Origin of the sequence: Streptomyces sp. NPDC005866 (assembly GCF_040629895.1) — a bacterium.
In the GTDB taxonomy this organism is placed as follows: domain Bacteria; phylum Actinomycetota; class Actinomycetes; order Streptomycetales; family Streptomycetaceae; genus Streptomyces.
In genome coordinates, this window is record NZ_JBEXWP010000002.1 from 458,736 (window position 1) to 479,538 (window position 20,803).

Annotated in this window: 17 protein-coding genes, 2 tRNA genes and 1 pseudogene; 14 read left to right on the forward strand and 6 right to left on the reverse strand. The window is 69.9% G+C overall.

Going from position 1 to position 20,803, the window contains the following annotated elements; translation table 11 throughout:
• Window positions 1–2: 2 nt before the first annotated feature.
• Window positions 3–581, forward strand: a complete 579-nt coding sequence (locus tag ABZ396_RS04555; RefSeq protein WP_358920764.1) for a biotin transporter BioY — start codon at window positions 3–5, stop codon at window positions 579–581.
• A gap of 109 nt (window positions 582–690) precedes the next feature.
• On the opposite strand, the pseudogene ABZ396_RS04560 reads toward ABZ396_RS04555, so the two are convergent.
• A pseudogene (locus ABZ396_RS04560) lies at window positions 691–954 on the reverse strand (LPXTG cell wall anchor domain-containing protein); the annotation flags it as partial.
• On the opposite strand from ABZ396_RS04560, the gene ABZ396_RS04565 reads away from it, so the two are divergent.
• Window positions 868–1,275 carry a hypothetical protein gene (locus ABZ396_RS04565; protein ID WP_359183844.1) on the forward strand — a complete coding sequence of 136 codons (408 nt, stop codon included), beginning with the start codon at window positions 868–870 and terminating at the stop codon, window positions 1,273–1,275. The pseudogene ABZ396_RS04560 and the gene ABZ396_RS04565 overlap by 87 nt on opposite strands.
• Before the next feature lie 12 nt (window positions 1,276–1,287).
• On the opposite strand, the gene ABZ396_RS04570 is transcribed toward ABZ396_RS04565, so the two are convergent.
• Complete coding sequence (locus tag ABZ396_RS04570) at window positions 1,288–2,760, reverse strand: amino acid permease (RefSeq protein ID WP_358927062.1); 1,473 nt, start codon at window positions 2,758–2,760, stop codon at window positions 1,288–1,290.
• 204 nt (window positions 2,761–2,964) lie between these two features.
• On the opposite strand from ABZ396_RS04570, the gene ABZ396_RS04575 reads away from it, so the two are divergent.
• Together ABZ396_RS04575 and ABZ396_RS04580 are read left to right on the forward strand one after the other, a co-directional pair.
• Window positions 2,965–3,450: a ribose-5-phosphate isomerase gene (locus ABZ396_RS04575; protein ID WP_358927061.1), complete on the forward strand. Its 486-nt coding sequence runs from the start codon at window positions 2,965–2,967 to the stop codon at window positions 3,448–3,450.
• 267 nt (window positions 3,451–3,717) lie between these two features.
• Window positions 3,718–4,521: a DNA-formamidopyrimidine glycosylase family protein gene (locus ABZ396_RS04580; RefSeq protein ID WP_358927060.1), complete on the forward strand. Its 804-nt coding sequence runs from the start codon at window positions 3,718–3,720 to the stop codon at window positions 4,519–4,521.
• 184 nt (window positions 4,522–4,705) lie between these two features.
• Here ABZ396_RS04580 and ABZ396_RS04585 read toward each other — a convergent pair whose 3' ends face one another.
• Window positions 4,706–5,956, reverse strand: coding sequence for a GNAT family N-acetyltransferase (locus ABZ396_RS04585; protein ID WP_358926844.1), 1,251 nt, complete (start codon window positions 5,954–5,956; stop codon window positions 4,706–4,708).
• A gap of 175 nt (window positions 5,957–6,131) precedes the next feature.
• On the opposite strand from ABZ396_RS04585, the gene ABZ396_RS04590 reads away from it, so the two are divergent.
• Both ABZ396_RS04590 and ABZ396_RS04595 read left to right on the forward strand, forming a co-directional pair.
• Complete coding sequence (locus ABZ396_RS04590) at window positions 6,132–7,295, forward strand: PP2C family protein-serine/threonine phosphatase (RefSeq protein WP_358926843.1); 1,164 nt, start codon at window positions 6,132–6,134, stop codon at window positions 7,293–7,295.
• A gap of 47 nt (window positions 7,296–7,342) precedes the next feature.
• The gene (locus ABZ396_RS04595; protein ID WP_358926842.1) at window positions 7,343–7,795 is read left to right on the forward strand and encodes an HD domain-containing protein; all 453 of its coding nucleotides are present in this window, start codon (window positions 7,343–7,345) and stop codon (window positions 7,793–7,795) included.
• Window positions 7,796–7,831: 36 nt separating this feature from the next.
• Here the strand turns inward: ABZ396_RS04595 and ABZ396_RS04600 are convergent, their stop codons facing one another.
• Window positions 7,832–8,950, reverse strand: coding sequence for an acyltransferase family protein (locus tag ABZ396_RS04600; protein WP_358926841.1), 1,119 nt, complete (start codon window positions 8,948–8,950; stop codon window positions 7,832–7,834).
• 462 nt (window positions 8,951–9,412) lie between these two features.
• On the opposite strand from ABZ396_RS04600, the gene ABZ396_RS04605 reads away from it, so the two are divergent.
• The gene (locus ABZ396_RS04605) at window positions 9,413–9,607 is read left to right on the forward strand and encodes a hypothetical protein (RefSeq protein ID WP_358926840.1); all 195 of its coding nucleotides are present in this window, start codon (window positions 9,413–9,415) and stop codon (window positions 9,605–9,607) included.
• A gap of 173 nt (window positions 9,608–9,780) precedes the next feature.
• On the opposite strand, the gene ABZ396_RS04610 is transcribed toward ABZ396_RS04605, so the two are convergent.
• Window positions 9,781–9,851: transfer RNA gene (locus tag ABZ396_RS04610), tRNA-Gly, on the reverse strand.
• Window positions 9,852–10,014: 163 nt separating this feature from the next.
• On the opposite strand from ABZ396_RS04610, the gene ABZ396_RS04615 reads away from it, so the two are divergent.
• The 5 genes from ABZ396_RS04615 to clpX all read left to right on the forward strand — a co-directional run bounded on the left by ABZ396_RS04615 (window position 10,015) and on the right by clpX (window position 14,869).
• Window positions 10,015–10,091: transfer RNA gene (locus tag ABZ396_RS04615), tRNA-Pro, on the forward strand.
• Window positions 10,092–10,278: 187 nt separating this feature from the next.
• Window positions 10,279–11,679, forward strand: coding sequence for a trigger factor (gene tig, locus ABZ396_RS04620; protein ID WP_358926839.1), 1,401 nt, complete (start codon window positions 10,279–10,281; stop codon window positions 11,677–11,679).
• A gap of 370 nt (window positions 11,680–12,049) precedes the next feature.
• Window positions 12,050–12,655 carry an ATP-dependent Clp protease proteolytic subunit gene (locus tag ABZ396_RS04625; RefSeq protein WP_352220772.1) on the forward strand — a complete coding sequence of 202 codons (606 nt, stop codon included), beginning with the start codon at window positions 12,050–12,052 and terminating at the stop codon, window positions 12,653–12,655.
• A gap of 72 nt (window positions 12,656–12,727) precedes the next feature.
• Window positions 12,728–13,393 (forward strand): ATP-dependent Clp protease proteolytic subunit, encoded by a 666-nt coding sequence (locus tag ABZ396_RS04630; protein ID WP_358926838.1) that lies wholly within the window; start codon window positions 12,728–12,730, stop codon window positions 13,391–13,393.
• A gap of 189 nt (window positions 13,394–13,582) precedes the next feature.
• The gene (gene clpX / locus ABZ396_RS04635) at window positions 13,583–14,869 is read left to right on the forward strand and encodes an ATP-dependent Clp protease ATP-binding subunit ClpX (protein ID WP_293992481.1); all 1,287 of its coding nucleotides are present in this window, start codon (window positions 13,583–13,585) and stop codon (window positions 14,867–14,869) included.
• 63 nt (window positions 14,870–14,932) lie between these two features.
• Here the strand turns inward: clpX and ABZ396_RS04640 are convergent, their stop codons facing one another.
• Window positions 14,933–15,262 (reverse strand): hypothetical protein, encoded by a 330-nt coding sequence (locus tag ABZ396_RS04640; protein ID WP_358926837.1) that lies wholly within the window; start codon window positions 15,260–15,262, stop codon window positions 14,933–14,935.
• A gap of 203 nt (window positions 15,263–15,465) precedes the next feature.
• Between ABZ396_RS04640 and ABZ396_RS04645 the strand changes: the two genes are divergently transcribed.
• Both ABZ396_RS04645 and ABZ396_RS04650 read left to right on the forward strand, forming a co-directional pair.
• Complete coding sequence (locus ABZ396_RS04645; protein WP_358926836.1) at window positions 15,466–18,090, forward strand: valine--tRNA ligase; 2,625 nt, start codon at window positions 15,466–15,468, stop codon at window positions 18,088–18,090.
• Between the two features lie 258 nt (window positions 18,091–18,348).
• The gene (locus ABZ396_RS04650; protein WP_358926835.1) at window positions 18,349–20,712 is read left to right on the forward strand and encodes a SpoIIE family protein phosphatase; all 2,364 of its coding nucleotides are present in this window, start codon (window positions 18,349–18,351) and stop codon (window positions 20,710–20,712) included.
• Window positions 20,713–20,803 lie beyond the last annotated feature (91 nt).

Here is a 20,803-nt window from a genome sequence, read left to right on the forward strand (position 1 = left end):
CCATGAGCACCGCCACCGCGTCCGCTCGCACCGGCACCGTCCTCGCCGACCTCCTGCCCGCGTCCCGGGTGCGCGATGCCGCCCTCGTGGTGGGCGGCGCCGCGCTCACCGGCCTCGCCGCCCAGATCGCCGTCCCGGTCCCGGGCTCCCCGGTCCCGGTGACCGGCCAGACCTTCGCGGCCCTGCTCGTCGGCACCAGCCTCGGCGCCGGCCGCGGCCTCGCCGCCCTCGCCCTGTACGCGCTGGCCGGCCTCGCGGGCGTGCCGTGGTTCGCGAGCGGCACCTCCGGTGTCTCCGTCTCCTTCGGCTACATCCTCGGCATGATGCTCGCCTCCGCCGTGGTGGGCACCCTGGCCCGGCGCGGCGCCGACCGCAACGTGCTGCGGATGGCGGGCACCATGGTGCTCGGCGAGGCGGTCATCTACGCCATCGGCGTGCCGTACCTGGCCTACGCCGCCGGCATGTCCGCGTCCGCGGCGATCGCCGCCGGCCTCACCCCGTTCCTGATCGGCGACGCGGTGAAGGCGGCCCTGGCGATGGGGGCGATGCCCACGGCGTGGAAGCTGGCCGGCAGGCGCTGACACCGGGCGACCGGAACACCTGAAGCGGGCCCGAGGCGCTGAACGCGCCTCGGGCCCGCTTCACATGAGTGGGTGGGTGTGTCGAGTGGCTGGGCGTCTGTCGGTTCACCCGCCGCCGTGACCACCACACGCCCGCCGCCCCGGCCGCGATCAGCGCCGCCCCGGCCGCGCCGAGCGGCAGGACGTCACCGCCCGCACCGGTCCTCGGCAACCGGTCACCGCCCGGCCCCACCGGCTTGTTGTCGGTGCCGAGCGGCAGCGGGGTGGCCGGGGCGTTCGGTGAGGGGTGCGTCGTACCGAACGGCACCGGCCCCTGCTGCCAGGAGGTCTTCTGCCCGTCCGCGCTCTGCACGGGCAGACAGATCTTCCCGGTCGGCCGCGCGCAGGGCCCGCCGTCCGACGTCCGGGGGCGGGCCGTGCCCGCCAAGGTGGCAGCTGCAGCGCCTCCGAGCGCGGCGCCCACCAGGGCCGGGACCACACCAAGATCCGGCTGGCCGAGACGACGTTCCGCGGCTGGCCGGCGGTGGTCTGGGAGTACACCTTCACCCTCAAGGGCGTCCGCCGGCACGCACGGCTGCTGGGCTTCGACGCCGACGGGAAGTCGTACCAGATCAACACCTGGTACCAGCCGGCGATCGAAACCCAGGCCGTGAGGACGTACGAGCAGGTCAAGGAAAGTTTCACCCTGCTGTGACCGGCGGACGGCTCAGCTGACGGACACCTGGTCGGCGGGCTCGGCGGCCTCGGTGGCCGCCGATGCCGTGCGGTTGCCCGTGAGCTTCTGCTTCACCAGGGCGACGGCGATCACGAGGGCCGCGACGAGCAGCGACAGCAGCACGGTCGTACGACCGCTGCTCTGGCCCTCCGTGTCGGTCAGCATGTAGCCCAGGACGAACACGATCAGACCGGCCGTCGCCCAGGTCAGATACGGGTACAGCCACATCTTCACCACGAGCTTCTCCGGCGCCTCGGCCTGGATGATCTTCCGCATGCGCAGCTGCGAGAAGCAGATGACCAGCCAGACGAACAGGGCGACCGCGCCGGAGGAGTTGACGAGGAAGAGGAAGACGGAGTCCGGGAACTTGTAGTTGAAGAAGACGGCGACGAATCCGAAGACGACGGACGCGATGATCGCGGCCATCGGCACACCGCGGGAGGTGGTCCTCGCGAACGCCTTCGGCGCATCGCCGCGCTGCCCGAGCGAGAACGCCATCCGGGAGGCCGTGTACAGACCGGAGTTGAGACAGGACAGCACCGAGGTCAGCACGATGAAGTTCATGATCTCGCCGGTGTGCGCGATACCGAGGGAGTCGAGGGCGGCGACGTACGAGCCCTTCTCCTTGATCGACGGGTCGTTCCACGGCAGCAGCGCGACGACGATGAGGATCGAGCCGAGATAGAAGACGCCGATCCGCCAGATGATGCTGTTGGTCGACTTGGTGACCGCCCGCTGCGGGTTCTCGGACTCACCGGCGGCCAGGGTGGCGATCTCGCTGCCCATGAAGGAGAAGACGACCAGCAGCACACCGGTGAGGATCGCGCCGGGCCCATGGGGCAGGAAGCCGCCGTGGTCGGTGAGGTTGGCGAAGCTCGCCTTGTCGGCGTGCGCGCCGGGCAGCACGCCGAACACGGCGAGCAGACCGACGACGATGAACGCGCCGATCGCGACGACCTTGATCCCGGCGAACCAGAACTCGAACTCGCCGTACGAGCCGACCGAGACCAGGTTGGTGGCGGTGAGCACCACCATCACGATGAGCGCCCAGCCCCACTGCGGTACGGCCGGGATCCAGCCTTCCAGGATCTTGGCACCGGCGGTGGCCTCCACCGCCAGCACCACGACCCAGAAGAACCAGTACAGCCAGCCGATGGAGAACCCGGCCCAGCGGCCGAGTGCGCGGTCCGCGTGCGCGGAGAACGACCCGGAGGTCGGATTGGCGGCGGACATCTCGCCGAGCATCCGCATCACGAGGACGACGAGCGTGCCGACGAGGGCGTACGACAGCAGGATGCCGGGCCCTGCCGTGGCGATACCTGAACTGGAACCGACGAAGAGACCGGCGCCGATGACACCGCCGATGGCGATCATCGACAGATGGCGGTTCTTCAGTCCTGCGTGGAGACCGTTGCCGGGATCGCCGGTCCGGGTCGCGGCAGTCGGAGTCGGCTGCGAAGTCATGGGGGGAATTCCTTTGCGCCGTTGAGCGGGTCCCGTACGAGCGGCGTACGAGTTGGTCCAGTGAAACGGAGGCGGGCGAATTCCTGAACCTTTGAATCCAGATCGTTACTTGAGGTTTTCCTGAGCTTCTGTAGTCTTGCTCACACTTTCGGGGGGTGTGGCCCCGGCACTGCCGGGAGTTTACGGCCGTGTCACACTCGTCCCATGCGCGTGTATCTCGGCTCCGACCATGCGGGCTTCGAACTCAAGAACCACCTCGTCGAGTGGCTGAAGGCGGCGGGTCACGACCCCGTCGACTGCGGCCCCCAGATCTACGACGCCCAGGACGACTACCCGGCCTTCTGTCTCCGCGCGGCCGAGCGGACGGCGGCGGACCCCGAGTCCCTCGGCATCGTGATCGGCGGCTCCGGCAACGGTGAGCAGATCGCCGCCAACAAGGTCATGGGCGTCCGTGCGGCGCTCGCCTGGAGCGAGGAGACCGCGTCGCTCGGGCGGCAGCACAACAACGCGAACGTCATCGCGGTGGGTGCGCGCATGCACACGCAGGAGGAGGCGACGAAGTTCGTCGAGACGTTCCTGACCACGCCGTTCTCGGGTGACGAGCGCCACGTCCGCCGCATCGGCATGCTGACGGCGTACGAGACGACGGGCGACCTCCCGCTCATCCCGCCCCACCACCCCCAGCCGTAGCCTCTGCCCCCACCCGACTCGGTCCGCCGAGAGGCGAGGCCGGAGGGCGGACGGCGTGCCGCGTGGCCGTCGTACGGCTGCGGGCCGGCGGGGGCTGGCCGCGCCCACGCGGCGGAGCCGCACATTGATACAGCCCCGCGCCCCTCACGGGGCGCTGACCCCGGCGCGTCCGACCGGGGGCACTCTCGGTCTCAAGATCTCCTGCTCCTCGACGTTCGCCTCTCCACTGAGCGAGTCGGGTGGATGGGTGGGAAAGGAATTGGCCTCGTGCCGGAAGGGCACACGATTCACCGGCTCGCGCTGGACTACCGGCGGCTCGGCGGGCCCGTGCGTGTCAGCAGCCCCCAGGGCAAGTTCTCCGACGCCGCCCAGCTGATCGACGGCGCCCCCCTCACCCGTACCGAAGCACACGGCAAGCACCTCTTCCTCGGGTTCCGCGACAGCGACTGGGTGCATATCCACCTCGGTCTCTTCGGCAAGGTCACCTTCGGCGACGCCCCCGCGCCCCCGGCCACCGACACCGTCCGGCTCCGCCTCGCCGACGCCACCTCCTACGTCGACCTGCGCGGCCCCACCACCTGCGCCCTGATCACCGACGGGGAGAAGAACGCCCTACACGCCCGGCTCGGGCCGGATCCGCTCCGTGCCGACGCCGACCCGGGCGCCGCGTACCGGAAGATCTCCCGCAGCCGTACGACCGTCGCCGCGCTTCTGATGGACCAGAAGGTCATCGCGGGGGTCGGCAACGTCTACCGTGCCGAGGTGCTGTTCCGGCACGGCATCGATCCCTACCGCGCGGGCAAGGAGATCACCCCCGCCGAGTGGGACGCCGTGTGGGCCGATCTGGTCGAGCTCATGCACGAAGGCGTCCGGAACAACCGGATCGACACCGTCCGGCCCGAGCACACCCCGGAGGCGATGGGCCGCCCACCGCGCGTCGACGACCACGGCGGCGAGGTGTACGTCTACCGCCGGGCCACCCTGCCCTGCCACATCTGCGGCACCGAGGTCCGCACCGCCGACCTGGCCGCCCGCAACCTCTTCTGGTGCCCCCGCTGCCAGAAACGCTGAGCGCGCACTAGGGCCTGTTGCGAAAGTCCCGCCTGCCCCGCGACGCCCGGCACGCACTCTCGCCGCACCGGGCACAAACCCAAGTACGTCCAGTACGAGGGCTTGCACCCGGCACCCCGAGAGCACGCACCGGACGCCGCGGGGCCCGCCCTCCGGGCGGACGACGGCACTTTCGCAACAGGCCCTAGAACCCGTGCGGCAGCCACGGCGGTACCGGTGATCCGAACGCCGTCGACGTCTCCGCCAGCGCCCCCGGCCGCAGCTCCCGCACCCGTCCGGCGCGCGCCAGCGACAGCAGGGACACCCCACCGAGGTACGCCGCCGCCAACTCCCGTACCGACAGGGCGAGATCGGCCCTGTCGGTGGTGCGCTCGCAGGACGCGCCCTTGGCATCCCCGGTCAGCCGCCAGAGCCCCGCGTTCCAGGGGCAGAAGGTGTCGGCCACCTCCAGCACCACGTCCACCGGCACCTGATAGGTCCGCGCCGCGAGCGCCGTACCGACGTCGACGAGACGGACGTAACCCCTGTCCCGCACCCGTGGCAGACAGCGCCGGATGTCGGAGACCAGGTACTGCCAGGCGTCGTCGACCGGCCGCCCCCGTACCGTCAGCGTCGACATCAGGTCGATGCCGAACAGGAACCGCCACAGCGCCGCCTCACTCGCCGCGTCCAGCGCGGCCAGGTCCTCCAGCGTCACCGTGCCGTCGTGCCCGCTCGGCCCCCAGCCCAGCTTCGTACGGAACCGGGCGTACCCCGAAACCCGCCCGTCCCGCTCGGCGACCACGCACTGCAGCGCGGACGCCCCGTCCCGCTCGCTCTCCGGGTCCAGCAGCCCCACCCGCTCCCAGCCGGGCTGCCGGGCCAGCATCCCGGGCCGTAGCGGCACCAGCTCCGCGTACACCGCCTCGCACGCGTCGAGTACGTCGGCCGGCCCCGCGTACCGCAGCCGTACGTCGTCGGTGCCGGCCGGCACGGCCAGGGTCACCCGGCCCGTGTCGATCTCGGCGCCCAGCTGATAGTTGGCGGCGTCGTACCCGAAACGGACGTAGATCGCCGGCTCGGAGGCGGTCAGCACGGCGAGCGGCTCGCCCCGCTCCCGTACGTCGTCCAGCTGGCGCCGCATCATCGAGGTCAGCACCCCGCGCCGCCGGTGCGTCGCGGAAACGCTCACCATGGTGACGCCCGCGGCGGGCACCACGGCACCGCCCGGCACGGTCATCCGGAAGCTGAACGCCCCTCCCGTCCCGACGAGTTCGGCACCGTCCCAGACGGCCAGCGAACGGTCGAACTCCGTCAGGGAGCGGTCCAGATCGCGCTCCTCGGCCGTTGACGGGCCGGCACCGAAGGCCCGTGTCAGGTGGTCCCACCACCCGTCGAACTCCTCGGGACGCAACACCCTCAACTCGGTCGTCTCGGTCGTACGGTCGGTCGCCATATGCCATGCCTATCAGGGGCAATACGGGACGGGCCAGCGAATTTCTCCCGGACGGCGACGCTGGGGCCTCCGGTGAAGTTCACTGTGAATCCGCACCCGAAGTTGAGCCTCGGACGGGGGACAAGCGGGACCTCCCGTGCCAAGCAACTGGTCCGATGGATAGGGTCCCGAACTAATGGCAGTAGACCGAGAGCGGCGCGGTAAGGCCGAGACGTTCACGGCCCGGTGGAGAATGCAGTGGCACCGGGCCCGCGTCGGCCTGCGCAGAAGCGCCGTGGACTACTTCCGCGGCGACGGCTCCGACTGGATCGCACTCGCCGGACTCCTGCTGACCGTGCCGGTCCTCGCGGCCATGACCCTCGCCAACTCGGTGTGGTTCTCCCCGGCGTCCCTGGTTCTGCCGATCATCGCGGGCGGCCTCCTGCTGCGCCCGGCGAACCTGCTCGGCCTGTACGCGGCGGCGGCCACGGCACTGATCGTGGAGTCGGTACGCCTCGGCCCCTACACGGAGGGCCCCTCCCGGGTCACCCCGGGCGTGGTCCTCGTCGTCGCCGCCTGCGGCTTCTTCGGCCTCCTGACCGCCCAGTTCCGCAGCCGGGTCGGCGTCCCCTGGCGGCGCGGCGGCACCATGCTGTTCGACCTGCGCGAACGCATCCGGGTGCAGAGCAAGCTGCCGAAGCTGCCGCCGGGCTGGCACCACGAGATGGCCCTGCGGCCGGCCGGCGGGCAGTCCTTCTCCGGCGACTTCGTGGTCGCGGCCCGCACGAACAACGGCCGCACGATGGAGGTCGTCCTCACGGACGTCTCCGGCAAGGGCATGGACGCGGCGTCCCGCGCCCTGCTCCTGTCCGGCGCGTTCGGCGGCCTCCTGGGTTCCCTGCCCCCGCACGCCTTCCTCCCGGCCGCCAACGGCTACCTCCTCCGCCAGGACTGGGACGAGGGGTTCGCCACCTCGATCCACCTGGTGCTTGACCTGGACTCCGGCGACTACGAGCTCTACTCCGCGGGCCACCCCCCGGGCCTCCAGCTCAGCGCCGGCAGCGGCCGCTGGGAGGAGAAGGCCGCGGAGGGCCCACTCCTGGGCGTGTACGACGGCGCGCAGTTCGACTCGGTCAAGGGCTCTCTGCGCCCGGGAGACGTCCTGATGCTCTTCACGGACGGCCTGGTGGAGACGTCGGACCGCGACATCGTGGAGGGCATCGACCGCCTCACGGGAGAGGCCGACCGCTATGTGGCCGGCGGCTTCCACGGCGCGGCCTGGCACCTGATCGAGGCGGTGGCGAAGGACGTGAACGACGACCGGGCACTGCTGCTGATCTGCCGGCAGTCGGCGCGCTGACGCAGCCGAGCGTCCCCACCCCCGCCCAGCCAAGGGATACTCCAGCCGTGACCCGGACCCACCTCTCCCTCCCCGAAGTCGAGGAACTCGCCCGAGCCGCCCACGCCGGCCAGACCGACAAGGCCGGCCGCCCCTACGCCGAGCACCTCGCCGCCGTCGCCGAAGGCGTCCGTGCCCGTGGCGGTGACCCGGAGCAGATCGCCGCCGCCTGGCTGCACGACTCCGTGGAGGACGACGCCGTAACCGAGGAGTGGCTGGACACGGCCGCCCTGCCCCCGCGCACCAAAACCATCGTCCTCGCCGTCACCAAACGCCCCGGGGAGCCCCCCGAGGCGTACGCCCGCCGCATCCTCGACACCCCGGGCGCGCTCCTCGTGAAACAGGCCGACCTCGGGCACAACGCCGACCCCGGCCGTCTCGCCGTGCTCGACGAGGACACCCGGGCCCGGCTGACCGAGAAGTACGCCCGGATGCGCGCCCTCCTCGGTCTCCCCGCCTGAGCGGAATCCGCGTGAACGGAACCCGTGCGGGCGCACTCACGCGTTGGCCATCTCCCGGCTCTGCCGCCCCCGCTCCCGCGCCAGTTCCGCCGCGTCCTGGCGGAACGCCCAGGCCATCCTCGGTTCCATGGCGAACCGGAACACCCGCTGGACCGGCCGGGAGCACAGCAGCGTGACACCGGCGCCGGCGAGCGCGGTGACGAGGATCTCGCCGAACGGGGCGTGCAGCCACCTCGGGTCGAACCAGCCCGCGTGGTCGCCGTACTTCACCACGAAACCGTGCAGCAGATAGCCGTACAGCGTGCCCGCGCCCAGTGTCGTGAACCACATCCGCCGGCCCGGTACCCAGGAGAGGAAGCAGGCCGTCAGAAGCATCGAGCAGCCGAACATCGCGAGCACCATCACCGGCCCGCACCACCACGGGGCACCCAGCTCCTGCGCGGAGTCCCGGTGGTAGAACCACGCGGTGTTCATCCGCGGCACCGACCACCAGGCGAACGCCAGCGCGACCGCGAACACCGGCACCGCGGCGATCCGCGCCGGCCACCGGCGTACCAGCCGGAAGTGCTCGGGCCCCAGGCACAGGCCGAGCACGAAGTACGGCAGGAACTGCAGGACCCGCTGGAGGTCCAGGTCGTCACCGATGGTGGGGGACACGGACGCGAGCATCGCGACGGCGAAGGCGACCGGCAGCGGATGGCGGACCGCCCGCCAGATCGGCGTGGTCAGCCGCCAGACGAACAGCGCGCACAGGAACCAGGTCAGGTACCAGGGGTCGAGCAGGCTGATGTCCTGGCCGGGGGAGTTGTCGACGTACCGCTGGAACAGCGAATAGCCGGTCTCGAACAGGACGTACGGCACGACGACACCGGTGACCAGCCGCTTCAGCCGGTCCGGGCGCATGTCGAAATTGCGGGAGAAGTAGCCGGAGATGATGATGAACGCCGGCATGTGGAAGGCGTACACGACGGAGTACATCGCCTCCAGGACGCGGCTGTCGCCCTTCAGCGGCTCCCATGAGTGACCCATCGCGACGAGCACGATCGCCAGGTACTTGGCGTTGTCGAAGAACGCGTCGCGCCGTCTGTCCGTCGGCGGCCTGGCCGGGGGAGGCGGTGTCGGGTTCTGGCCGGGGGACGTGGCGGCGTCAGACATCTGAGGCACCCTAGCGTCGCCTGTGGGATTTCGTAAAACCGCCGATGTGAATCCTGGATATGCGCCGTGACCGCTGGTGAACCGCCGGCCGATTCAACGAAGTCGACTCCTGTACGCATGCGGTTCCATGCGGCACTTACACCCTCGATGTCCCTATTCATCCTGACTAATTGGTGCATAACGTCCGTGTGTGGCGGTGTCCTGTGGTGTCTGTGTCAGCAATTCGAATTGGCTGCGCACGCGTTGTGTGGACACCGAAACCAAATCCGTCAATTGCCTTGGATCTACGGCCGGGTGGACCCTCGAATTACTGTGCGGGAGGTAGCTGGTGGGCGGTGCGTTGTCGACGTTGTGTCACGGGCCGCATAGTGCGGCCGGGTTGGTGGCACGATGGTTCTGGCGGGGGTGCGGGGTCGTACCCCCGGGCCGGGAGAGCGGAACCGACCGAGGGCGTGATGAGTTGTGGCCATTTCACTGTCTGTGGTGCTGCTGTTGGCGATCATCCTGGTGGTGATGATCAGAGGAGGGAGCGTCAAGGCCGGCCCCGCGATCGTCGCCGTCCTCTTCGGCTTCTTCCTCGCGTCGACCGGGATGGCCCCGTCCATCCAGCGCTTCCTCGACTCGATAGCGCAGACCATCAACTCGATCAACTTCTGACCGCGCGCGGCGCACGCCCGGACCGCGACGGATCACAGGGACGTACATTCCGTACGTCTTGTACGGCATCAGCGCACGGTCGGCGTGCACGGCCCGCGAGGGGCGGCCCGGCCCCTGGACGCGACGAAGGCCCAGGCGAGATCGAATCTCTCACCTGGGCCTTCGCCACGCGGAGCGGGCGACGGGAATCGAACCCGCGTAGTCAGTTTGGAAGACTGAAGCTCTACCATTGAGCTACGCCCGCACAACACGCGCCGCAGGTCGGTGACCGCGGCACAGAAGGCATCGTAGCGGGTCGTCCGCCGCGTAGGCCAATGTGTTGGTCTGCGCGGATGTGAGGCCGATGCGGGTGAACAAAGCGGCCGACGCGGGCGGCCCGGGCATGTACCCTACGTGTCGCACCGAAACGGGGTGTGGCGCAGCTTGGTAGCGCGTCCGCTTTGGGAGCGGAAGGCCGTGGGTTCAAATCCCGCCACCCCGACCACCACCTGACGGCGTCCGTCTTGATCGCCTTTTGGGGCGCTGAGCGGCTGCGGTTACTATGCAAGCTGCGTGCCCGTGTGTCCCCGGCCCCCACTCGGCGGCCTACGAACTCCTCCGGGCGGCGAAACTCCGCCGGGCCCCTCTGGTACCGGCAGAACCCAAGCAGTCAGCCACAAGGAGACCGAACCGTGAAGAGCGCCGTGGAGACCCTGAACCCGACCCGGGTTCGGCTCACTGTCGAGGTGCCCTTCGAGGAGCTCAAGGACAGCCTCGACGCGGCGTACAAGAAGATCAACCAGCAGGTCACGGTGAAGGGCTTCCGTAAGGGCAAGATCCCGGCCCGCGTCATCGACCAGCGGTTCGGCCGCGGTGCGGTGCTTGAGGAGGCCGTCAACGACGCGCTTCCGAAGTTCTACACGGAGGCGGTCAACGAGGCCGAGCTCAACCCGCTGGGCCAGCCCGAGGTCGACATCACCGAGCTGAAGGACGGCGAGACGCTGAACTTCACCGCCGAGGTCGACATCCGCCCCGCCCTGGAGATCCCGGACTACTCCGGCATCGAGGTCGAGGTCGACGCCGTCGAGGTGACGGACGAGGACATCGAGAAGTCCGTGGAGCAGCTCCGCGAGCGCTTCGCCTCCACCTCCCCGGTCGAGCGTGCCGCCGAGGACGGCGACGTCGTCACCATCGACCTGGAGGCCAAGGTCGACGGCGAGGTGCTGGAGGACGGCATCGCCAACGGCGTCTCCTACACCATCGGCTCCGGCGAGCTGCTCGACGGCATCGACGACGCCGTGAAGGGCCTGGAGGCCGGTGGCGAGGCCACCTTCACCTCCGAGCTCAAGGGCGGCTCCGCGGCCGGCCGCGAGGCCGAGGTCACCGTCAAGGTCACCCAGGTCGCCGCGCGGGAACTTCCCGAGCTGGACGACGAGTTCGCGCAGCTCGCCTCCGAGTTCGACACCCTGGACGAGCTGAAGGCCGACAGCCGCAAGCGCCTGGCCAACATGAAGACGTACGACCAGGCCACCCAGGCCCAGGAGCGCGTCCTGGAGAAGCTCCTCGAGCTTGTCGAGGTGCCCGTCCCCGAGAAGCTGCTCGAGGACGAGATCAACACCCGCAAGCACAACCTGGAGCACCACCAGCTCGGCCAGATGGGTCTCGACCTGGAGAAGTACCTGGAGATCCAGGGCAAGACGGCCGAGGAGTTCGAGGCCGAGACCAAGGAAGCCGCGATCAAGGGCATCAAGACGCAGTTCGTCCTCGACGAGCTCGTCAAGGTCGAGAAGCTGAACGTCAACCAGGAGGAGCTCACCGAGCACCTCATGCGGCGCGCGGCCTCCTCCGGCATGTCCCCCGACCAGTTCGCCCAGGCCGTGGTCGAGGGCGGCCAGGTCCCGCTCCTGGTCGGCGAGGTCGCCCGCGGCAAGGCCCTGGCCGTCGTCGTCGAGGCCGCCACGGTGAAGGACACCAACGGCGAGCTCGTCGACCTGGACGACGAGGACGAGGACGAGACGGAGGCCGCCGAGGCCGCCGCCGAGGCCGCCGCCGAGGCCACGGACGCCACGGCCGAGGAGAAGACCGAGGGCTGAGCCCTACGGCACCCGTAACGGCGTGCAAAGGGCTCCTGGGACCTGTTCCCGGGGGCCCTTTGCCGTACGGGCCGGGCCGGCGCCCCCGAAGGCGGCGCAGCCGCCGCTCGGGGGGCGCGGGGAACCGCGCGACAAGCCACGACGGCGCTGCACGCGCCCACCCACCGGCACAGGCACGGCGGGCTGACGGCGGCCCTTCCACCGGGGGCACCCGCGCTACGCCCCCGGCGAACAGCCCTCTTACCGGGATTCCCCGAAGGGACCATCGCGTTAGGGTCCATGAGTACGAGGGCAGCCAAGCCCCCGGCTAGGAAACGTGAGACGGCCCGGCGCCGTCGTAAGACGAGCAGGTGGATACGTGACGAATCTGATGCCCTCCGCCGCCGGCGAGCCTTCCATCGGTGGTGGCCTCGGCGACCAGGTCTACAACCGGCTGCTCGGCGAGCGGATCATCTTCCTGGGTCAGCAGGTCGACGACGACATCGCCAACAAGATCACCGCTCAGCTGTTGCTGCTCGCGGCCGATCCCGCCAAGGACATCTACCTCTACATCAACAGCCCCGGTGGCTCGGTGACGGCCGGCATGGCGATCTACGACACCATGCAGTACATCCCGAACGACGTGGTGACCATCGCGATGGGCATGGCGGCCTCGATGGGCCAGTTCCTGCTCACCGGCGGCGCCGCCGGCAAGCGCTTCGCGCTGCCCCACGCCGACATCATGATGCACCAGGGCTCCGCGGGCCTCGGCGGTACCGTCTCGGACATCAAGATCCAGGCCGAGTACCTGCTGCGCACCAAGAAGCGCATGTCCGAGCTGACCGCGCAGCACTCCGGCCAGACCGTCGAGGCGATCGTCCGCGACGGCGACCGCGACCGCTGGTTCACCCCGGAAGAGGCCAAGGAGTACGGTCTCATTGACGAGATCATCACGCATGCCTCCGGTGTTCCGGGAGGCGGCGGCACCGGCGCCTGACCCGAGGCCCGGCCACGCCAGGCTCCGCCGAGACTCCAGCCCCCGAACGCCACCAGGACGGTGAACACCCTCATGAGCAACATTCCCGGCGCCGCTGACGCCCGCTACGACGGGCCCCGGCCCGACGCCCGCTATGTCATCCCGCGCTTCGTCGAGCGCACCTCCCAGGGCATCCGCGAGTACGACCCGTACGCGAAGCTCTTCGAGGAGCGTGTGATCTTCCTCGGCGTCCAGATCGACGACGCCTCCGCCAACGACGTCATGGCGCAGCTGCTGTGCCTGGAGTCGATGGACCCGGACCGGGACATCTCGATCTACATCAACAGCCCGGGCGGCGACATGACCGCCCTCACGGCGATCTACGACACGATGCAGTTCGTGAAGCCCGACATCCAGACGGTCTGCATGGGCCAGGCGGCCTCCGCCGCGGCCATCCTGCTGGCCGCCGGCACGCCCGGCAAGCGCATGGCGCTGCCGAACTCCCGTGTGCTGATCCACCAGCCGGCCGGTTCCACGGGCCGTGGCCAGCTCTCCGACCTGGAGATCATCGCCAAGGAGTTCACACGGATGCGTGATCAGCTGGAGACCATGCTGGCCAAGCACTCCAACCGGCCCCTCGAGCAGGTCCGCGAGGACATCGAGCGTGACAAGATCCTCACGGCCGAGGAAGCGCTGGAGTACGGCATCGTGGACCAGATCATCTCCACCCGGAAGATGAACAACGAGGAAGTCCGCTGACAGAGGATGTAGTCTCTGCCGCCCTTGGCCCGGTTTGACCGCGCGCTCGGCAAGGTGCACGTCAAAGTGAACCGTGCCAAGGGGGGCCCGTACGAGGGGCCCGGCAAGGTACCGTCGACATAAGGCAGCACCAGGAGCCGCTGGATTCGAAAGTGTCCAGGCGTCTCCCAGGCGAAGGGGAAGCACACCGTGGCACGCATCGGTGACGGCGGCGATCTGCTCAAGTGCTCGTTCTGCGGCAAGAGCCAGAAGCAGGTCAAGAAGCTCATCGCAGGGCCCGGTGTGTACATCTGCGACGAGTGCATCGACCTCTGCAACGAGATCATCGAGGAGGAGCTCGCCGAGACGAGCGAGGTGCGCTGGGAGGAACTCCCCAAGCCCCGCGAGATCTACGAGTTCCTGGAGGGCTACGTGGTCGGCCAGGAGCCCGCCAAGAAGGCCCTCTCGGTCGCCGTGTACAACCACTACAAGCGCGTCCAGGCCGGTGAGAACGGCGGCGCCCAGGGCCGCGACGACGCCATCGAGTTGGCGAAGTCCAACATCCTGCTGCTGGGCCCCACGGGCTCCGGCAAGACGCTCCTGGCGCAGACCCTGGCGCGCATGCTGAACGTCCCGTTCGCTATCGCCGACGCGACCGCGCTGACGGAGGCGGGCTATGTGGGTGAGGACGTCGAGAACATCCTCCTCAAGCTGATCCAGGCGGCCGACTACGACGTCAAGAAGGCCGAGACCGGGATCATCTACATCGACGAGATCGACAAGGTCGCGCGGAAGAGTGAAAATCCGTCGATCACCCGGGACGTCAGCGGCGAGGGCGTGCAGCAGGCCCTGCTGAAGATCCTGGAGGGCACCACCGCGTCGGTCCCGCCGCAGGGCGGCCGCAAACACCCGCACCAGGAGTTCATCCAGATCGACACGACGAACGTGCTGTTCATCGTGGGCGGTGCCTTCGCCGGCCTGGAGAAGATCATCGAGTCCCGGGCGGGCGCGAAGGGCATCGGCTTCGGCGCGACCATCCGCTCCAAGCGCGAGCTGCAGTCCAAGGACCAGTTCGAGGACGTCATGCCCGAGGACCTGGTGAAGTTCGGCATGATCCCCGAGTTCATCGGCCGGCTGCCCGTGATCACCTCGGTCCACAACCTGGACCGTGAGGCCCTCCTCCAGATCCTGATCGAGCCGCGCAACGCACTCGTCAAGCAGTACCAGCGCCTCTTCGAACTCGACGGCGTGGAGCTGGACTTCGAGCGCGAGGCCCTGGAGGCCATCGCCGACCAGGCCATCCTGCGCCAGACCGGCGCCCGAGGACTGAGGGCCATCATGGAAGAGGTCCTGATGTCCGTGATGTACGAGGTGCCGTCCCGCAAGGACGTGGCCCGCGTGGTCGTCACGGCCGACGTCGTCCACTCCAACGTCAACCCGACCCTGATCCCGCGCGACGCGCGAGGCCGGGGCGCGGGGGAGCAGAAGTCGGCATAACCGCGTCAACACCGAAGCGCCGGGCCCTCCTCGGAGGAGCCCGGCGCTTCGGCGTTCACCGTCCTACTCGGCGACGCGCATGTCCGCGCGGACATCGGCCGCGGTCTTCGCCGACTCGGCGACGCTGTACGTCTTCACACCCGCCGTCGGCTCCACCACGCCGATCGTGCTGTAGTCCGCCCAGATGCACAGGTACGCCGTCTGCTCCTTGCCGGTGAGCCGGCTCTTGCCCCGCGCCCGCCGGCACTTCATCACCGCACCGTCGAGCCCGTCGGGGGACACCGACTGCGCGTCGCCGACCAGCTTCACACCGTTGCCGGAGGCGCCCTCCTTCTTCATCTGCGCGAAGGTGGTGTCCAGCGCGGCCTGCGGGTCCTTCACCGAGCCGTACACGCCGAAGAAGGTGATGTACTTGCTGCTGCGGCGGCCCGTCGTACGGGCCCGGCTGGTTCAGCTCGTCTCTGGGTTCCCCTCCACGCTTATGTGTTCCTGACATCCTGGCTCAGCCACAGGGGACTCATGGCGCGGGGGTGCCCGCGCCGTTACGGAACAAACGCGTTTCGGGACAGCCCTGCGACACCTCTAAACTGAGCCCCGTGACCGAGAATGCTCAGCAGCAGCCACCAGCGCCCGACACCGAACTGCCGACCCAGTACGCGCCGGCCGACGTAGAGGGGCCGCTGTACGAGCGCTGGGTGGAGCGGGGTTACTTCGAGGCGGACGAGAAGAGCGACAAGCCGCCGTACACGATCGTCATCCCGCCGCCGAACGTCACGGGCAGCCTGCACCTCGGGCACGCCTTCGAGCACACCCTCATCGACGCCCTCACGCGCCGCAAGCGCATGCAGGGCTTCGAGACGCTGTGGCAGCCCGGCATGGACCACGCCGGTATCGCCACGCAGAACGTCGTCGAGCGTGAGCTCGGCAAGGAGGGCAAGTCCCGGCACGACCTCGGCCGTGAGGCGTTCGTCGAGCGCGTCTGGCAGTGGAAGGCGGAGTCCGGCGGCCAGATCAGCGGCCAGATGCGCCGCCTCGGCGACGGCGTCGCCTGGTCGCGCGAGCGCTTCACCATGGACGAGGGTCTCTCCCAGGCCGTCCAGACCATCTTCAAGCGGCTCTACGACGACGAGCTGATCTACCGCGCCGAGCGCATCATCAACTGGTGCCCGCGCTGTCTGACGGCCATCTCCGACATCGAGGTCGAGTACCAGGACGACGACGGCGAGCTCGTCTCCATGAAGTACGGCGAGGGTGACGAGGCGATTGTCGTCGCCACCACCCGCGCCGAGACGATGCTCGGTGACACGGCCGTCGCCGTCCACCCCGACGACGAGCGCTACCGGCACCTCGTCGGCAAGCTCATCAAGCTGCCGCTGACGGACCGCTCCATCCCCGTCGTCGCCGACGAGCACGTCGACCCGGAGTTCGGCACGGGCGCCGTCAAGGTCACCCCGGCCCATGACCCGAACGACTTCGAGATCGGCCGGCGCCACGACCTCCCGGCCATCACGGTCATGGACGAGCACGCCGTGATCACCGTCCACGGCCCGTTCCAGGGCCTGGACCGCTTCGAGGCCCGCTCGGCGATCGTCGCCGCGCTGCGCGCCGAGGGCCGGATCGTCGCCGAGAAGCGGCCCTACGTCCACTCCGTCGGCCACTGCTCGCGCTGCAAGACCACCGTCGAGCCGCGCCTGTCCATGCAGTGGTGGGTCAAGGTCGCCCCGCTCGCGAAGGCCGCCGGTGACGCGGTCCGCGAGGGCAAGGTCAAGATCCACCCCCAGGAGATGGAGAAGCGGTACTTCGACTGGGTCGACAACCTCCACGACTGGTGCATCTCACGGCAGTTGTGGTGGGGGCACCGCATCCCCGTCTGGTACGGCCCGAACGGCGAGGCCGTCTGCGTCGGCCCCGACGACGAGGCCCCGACCGGCGAGGGCTGGCGCCAGGACACCGACGTCCTGGACACCTGGTTCTCCTCGGGCCTGTGGCCCTTCTCGACCCTCGGCTGGCCCGAACAGACCGAGTCGCTGGCGAAGTTCTACCCGAACTCCGTCCTGGTCACCGGCTACGACATCCTCTTCTTCTGGGTCGCCCGGATGATGATGTTCGGCCTGTACGCGATGGACGGCACCCCGCCGTTCCACACCATCGCCCTGCACGGAATGGTCCGCGACCAGTTCGGCAAGAAGATGTCGAAGTCCTTCGGCAACGCGGTCAACCCGCTGGACTGGATGGACAAGTACGGCAGCGACGCCCTCCGCTTCACCCTCGCCCGCGGCGCCAACCCGGGCGTCGACGTCCCGATCGGCGAGGACTGGGTCCAGGGCTCCCGCAACTTCGCCAACAAGATCTGGAACGCGACCCGCTTCGCCCTGATGAACGGCGCGACGGTGGACGGCCCCCTGCCGGCCCCGTCGGCGATGTCCTCGACGGACCGCTGGATCCTCTCCCGCCTCAACTCGGTCGTCGCCGAAGTCGACGCACTCTACGACGACTTCCAGTTCGCGAAGCTGTCGGACGCGTTGTTCCACTTCGCCTGGGACGAGGTCTTCGACTGGTACGTCGAGCTGTCGAAGACCACCTTCCAGGCGGGCGGTGAGCCGGCCGAGGTCTCCAAGCGCGTCCTCGGCGAGGTCCTCGACGTCACGCTCAGGCTGCTGCACCCGGTCGTCCCCTTCGTCACGGAGACCCTCTGGACCACCCTCACGGGCGGCGAGTCGGTGGTCATCGCGGAGTGGCCGAAGGACAGTGGCTTCCGCGACCAGGCCGCGGAGAAGGAGATCGAGACCCTCCAGTCCGTCATCACCGAGGTCCGCCGCTTCCGCGCCGACCAGGGCCTCCAGCCCGGCCAGCGGGTCCCGGCGCGTCTCACCCTCGACGGCACGGCGCTCGCCCCGCACGAGGCGGCCATCCGCCAGCTGCTGCGCCTCCAGCCGGAGGGCGACGCCTTCGCGGCCACGGCCACCCTCCCGGTCGCCGGCGCCACGGTCGCCCTCGACCTCTCCGGCACGATCGACGTGGCGGCGGAGCGCAAGCGTCTCGCGAAGGACCTCGCGGCGGCCGAGAAGGAGAAGGCCCAGGCGACGGCCAAGCTGGGCAACGAGGCGTTCCTGGCGAAGGCCCCGGACAACGTGGTGGACAAGATCCGCGGCCGCCTGGCGAAGGCGGACGAGGACATCGCCCGTATCCAGGCCCAGCTGGACCGCCTTCCCGAGGCGTAAACCCGCACGTCCCAGCACGTCCGCGCAGGCGTCGGGCGGCCCGTTCCCCAGGGCCGCCGGGCGCCTGCGCGTATTTTCCGCGTCACCAAGCGTGGGCCTAACACCGCCCTACAATCCAAAAGTAGGAACATGACCTTAATGTTCCTTTTGGCGCTTTGTGGTGGAGGGAACGCCCGCATGCTGCGCAGGGGCCGAGCGAAGAGACCTCCGCACAGGGGACTCGTCCCCCTGACGGCCGTCGCTGGCGGTCTTCTCGCCGTGCTCATCGGTCTCGTCTTCCTGATGCTGCTGTGGGCGATCCAGGACGCCCGCGACTCCCTGGTGTCGGCGCGCGGCGGCAGACCGGCCCTGGACCAGGTCGGGGTGGTCGAGGGGACCCTCCTCGACCTGGAGGGCGGGCAGCGGGGCTACGTCATCACCCGGCAGGACGAGTTCCTCAAGCCGTGGCGGGCGGCACGGGCCGCGTTCCCCGTCCAGGCCCAGCGGCTCGTGGACATCAGCACCTCCCCCTCCCAGCGCCTGCTGGCCCAGCAGATCCTGCAGTCCGGGCAGTCCTTCATCCACGACTACTCGGTCCCGCTCGTCGACGCGGTCGAGCGCGGCGATCCCCTTGCGAGCAGTACGGGACGCACGATGGAGGGCAAGCTGCGCGTCGACGAGCTGCGGAACCAGCTGATGCGCTATCTCGCCGCCGAGCGTGTCGCCATCGACAGACGCGAGCGCGCCCTTGAGGCCCGGATGGACACGCTGACCTTCGCCGCGTCCGGCGGAGTCGCGGGGGCCGTCCTCCTGATCGTCGGCTACGGGGCCTATGTGACCCGGGTGATTGTCTGGCCGGTGCGCAGGATGGCCGGCACCGCGACCCGGCTCGCCGCCGGTGACCTGAGCGCACGGGTGCCGCCCTCCGGCAGACGGGAGATCGGGCAGCTGGAGGCGGCGTTCAACACCATGGCCGCCTCCCTGGAGAAGAGCCACCGGCGGCTCAGACTGCTCTACGACGCCGGTACGGCCGTAGGCACCACCCTCGACGTGCGGCGGACCGCCGACGAACTCGTCCGGGTGGCCGTCCCCCGCTTCGCCGACCATGTCACCGTCGACCTGGCGGCAGCCGTCCTGACCGGCGGGGAGCCGGCGAACGCCGACGGCGAGGGCCTGCTGCGTGTCGCCCGGGGTGGTATCCGCGACGACTCGCCGCTGGGCCCGGCCGGCGCACCGGCCGCACCGTCCCGGTCAGCCCCCGGCAGCGGCGCGGCCCTCCACTCCGACCTGCGCACCGCCCCGGCGGGGTGGGCCCCCGACGCCCGGTGCGCGGACCGGCTCCTCGCGTACGGCATGGGCTCGCTGATCACCGCGCCGCTGTCGGCGCAGGGCGTCCAGCTGGGGGTGATCGCCTTCTGGCGGACCCGGGACTCCCCGCCGTTCGAGGAGGACGACCTGTCCGACGCCGAGGAACTGGCCGCGAAGACCGCGACCGCCATCGACAACGCGCGGCGCTACACCCGGGAGCGCGAGACCGCGCTGGCCCTCCAGCACAGCCTGCTCCCGCAGGGCCTGCCCGCCCGCCCGGCCGTCGACATCGCCTACCGCTACCTCCCCACCGGCACCCGGGCCGGAGTCGGCGGCGACTGGCTGGACGTTATCCCCCTGTCGGGCACCCGGGTGGCCCTGGTCGTCGGAGACGTCGTCGGCCACGGCATCCACGCCTCGGCCACCATGGGCCGGCTGCGCACGGCGGTCCGTACCCTCGCCGACGTCGACCTGCCGCCGGAGGAGCTCCTCACCCACCTCGACGACCTCGTCCTCCACCTCGACGACGGCGCCGCGGAACCGGCCGGAGAGGTGGGCTCGACCTGCCTGTACGCCGTCTACGACCCGGTTTCCCGGCGCTGCTCCCTCGCCAGCGCGGGCCATCCGCTGCCCTTCGTGATCACCCCGCAGGGGGTGGTGGAGAAGGCCCCCGGCCAGGCCGGACCACCGCTCGGGCTCGGCGGACTGCCGTTCGAGACGACCGAGCTGGACCTCCCCGCCGGCACCACCCTCGCGCTGTTCAGCAACGGCCTGGTGCACTCCCGGAACCTCGACATGAGCCAGGGCCTGGACCGGCTCCGCCGTGTGCTGGCGACGCCAGGGGAGTCGCTGGAGGCGACCTGCGAACGCGTGGTGGCCGCACTGCGCACCGGCGAACCCGCCGACGACGTCACGCTGCTGCTCGCCCGCACCCGCGCCCTGCCCGGCGACCAGGTGGCCACCTGGGAGGTCCCCGCGGACCCCGAGCACGTCGCCCGGGCCCGGACCCTGACCCTCGACCAGCTCGGCGCCTGGCAGCTGGACGAGCTGGCGTTCACCACCGAACTGGTGGTCAGCGAGCTCGTCACCAACGCCATCCGCTACGGCGGCTCCCCGATACAGCTGCGGCTCATCCGTGACACCACCATGCTGATCTGCGAGGTCTCCGACGGCAGCAGCACCGCCCCCCACCTGCGGCGGGCCCGTGTCTTCGACGAGGGCGGCCGCGGCCTGCTGCTGGTGGCCCAGCTCACCCAGCGCTGGGGCACCCGGCAGACCTCCGTGGGCAAGACCATCTGGTGCGAGCAGGCCCTGCCCGCCGCCGAGGCCTCCTAGGGCCTGTTGCGAAAGTCCCGCCTGCCCCGCGACGCCCGGCACGCACTCTCGCCGCACCGGGCACAAACCCAAGTACGTCCAGTACGAGGGC

What these genes read in the sequence shown, in the direction of transcription:
- ABZ396_RS04555 (WP_358920764.1), top strand. Translation starts at nt 3, where the DNA reads ATGAGCACCGCCACCGCGTCCGCTCGCACCGGCACCGTCCTCGCCGAC.
- ABZ396_RS04570 (WP_358927062.1), bottom strand. Translation starts at nt 2,760, where the DNA reads ATGACTTCGCAGCCGACTCCGACTGCCGCGACCCGGACCGGCGATCCC.
- ABZ396_RS04575 (WP_358927061.1), top strand. Translation starts at nt 2,965, where the DNA reads ATGCGCGTGTATCTCGGCTCCGACCATGCGGGCTTCGAACTCAAGAAC.
- ABZ396_RS04585 (WP_358926844.1), bottom strand. Translation starts at nt 5,956, where the DNA reads ATGGCGACCGACCGTACGACCGAGACGACCGAGTTGAGGGTGTTGCGT.
- ABZ396_RS04590 (WP_358926843.1), top strand. Translation starts at nt 6,132, where the DNA reads ATGGCAGTAGACCGAGAGCGGCGCGGTAAGGCCGAGACGTTCACGGCC.
- ABZ396_RS04600 (WP_358926841.1), bottom strand. Translation starts at nt 8,950, where the DNA reads ATGTCTGACGCCGCCACGTCCCCCGGCCAGAACCCGACACCGCCTCCC.
- ABZ396_RS04625 (WP_352220772.1), top strand. Translation starts at nt 12,050, where the DNA reads ATGCCCTCCGCCGCCGGCGAGCCTTCCATCGGTGGTGGCCTCGGCGAC.
- ABZ396_RS04630 (WP_358926838.1), top strand. Translation starts at nt 12,728, where the DNA reads ATGAGCAACATTCCCGGCGCCGCTGACGCCCGCTACGACGGGCCCCGG.